The sequence below is a fragment of the Natronomonas salinimetallica genome (genome assembly GCF_013839515.1).
In the GTDB taxonomy this organism is placed as follows: domain Archaea; phylum Halobacteriota; class Halobacteria; order Halobacteriales; family Haloarculaceae; genus Natronomonas.
Window position 1 is genome coordinate 1 of sequence record NZ_JACDNQ010000028.1, and the last position, 1,424, is coordinate 1,424.

Here is a 1,424-nt window from a genome sequence, read left to right on the forward strand (position 1 = left end):
ATGAGTTCCGAAGAACACCTACAAGAGACCGACACCGAAGCCCGCTTCGAGTTCAAAAAGGAGGAGTCCTCCGCCTTTCAGACCGAAAAGGGCCTCACCGAGGAGACCATCCGCATCATCTCCGAGGACAAAAACGAACCCGAGTGGATGCTCGACCGCCGCCTCCGCGCCCTCGAACAGTTCCAACAGATGCCGATGCCCACCGACTGGCCCGGCCAACCCGACCTCAGCGAGGTCGACATCGACGAAATCGTCCCCTACATCCGCCCCGACATCGACGCCCGTGGCGGCGCCGACAACTGGGAGGACCTCCCCGAGGAAATCCAAGACACTTTCGACAAACTCGGCATCCCCGAAGCCGAAAAGAACGCCCTCTCCGGCGTCGGCGCCCAGTACGAATCCGAAGTCGTCTACCAGAACATGCAGGAACGCTGGGAGGACAAAGGCGTCATCTTCTGTGACATGGATAAAGCCGTCCAAGAACACGAAGACATCGTCCGCGAGTACTTCATGACCAAGTGTGTCCCCCCGTCGGACAACAAATTCGCCGCGCTACACGGGGCCATCTGGTCGGGCGGCTCGTTCGTTTACATCCCCGAGGACACCACCGTCGACATGCCCGTCCAGGCGTACTTCCGGATGAACTCCGAGGGGATGGGCCAGTTCGAACACACGCTCATCATCGCCGAGGAAAACGCCGAAGTCCACTACATCGAGGGCTGTTCGGCACCCAAATACTCCGCGTTCAACCTCCACTCCGGCGGCGTCGAGGTCTTCGTCAAGGAGGGTGCTCACGTCCAGTACTCGACGGTCCAAAACTGGTCGAAAAACACCTACAATCTGAACACGAAGCGGGCGATTGCCGAGGCGGACGCGACGATGGAGTGGGTCTCGGGATCGATGGGGTCGAAGGCGACGATGCTGTACCCGTCGACGATTCTGAAGGGGCCGGGGGCGACGGACAATCACATCACGATTGCGTTCGCGGGCGAGGGCCAGAACATCGACACGGGGGCGAAGGTGTATCACAACGCGCCGCGGACGAACTCGACGGTGGAGTCGAAGTCGATTTCGAAAGACGGCGGGCGGACGAACTACCGTGGGCTGATCCACATTGCGGACGGGGCGGAGGGGTCCTCGACGGCGGTAGAGTGCGACGCGCTGATGTTCGACAACGAGTCGACGTCGGATACGATGCCGTACATGGAGATAGAGGAGTCGAACGTGGACGTGGCCCACGAGGCGACAGTGGGGAAGATCGGTGACGAGGACGTCTTTTATCTGCAGTCGCGGGGGCTGGACGACGACGACGCAAAGCAGATGATCGTGGCGGGGTTCATCGAACCGATCACCGAGGAGTTGCCGATCGAATACGCGGTCGAACTCAACCGGCTGATCGAACTCGAAATGGAGGGCTCGCTCGG

General features: G+C 60.6%; 1 protein-coding gene. It reads left to right on the forward strand.

The window, feature by feature from the left end; genetic code table 11:
- Positions 1-1,424 (forward strand): Fe-S cluster assembly protein SufB (gene sufB, locus HZR14_RS14130; protein ID WP_181693521.1); only part of this gene is annotated, 1,424 nt, incomplete at its 3' end.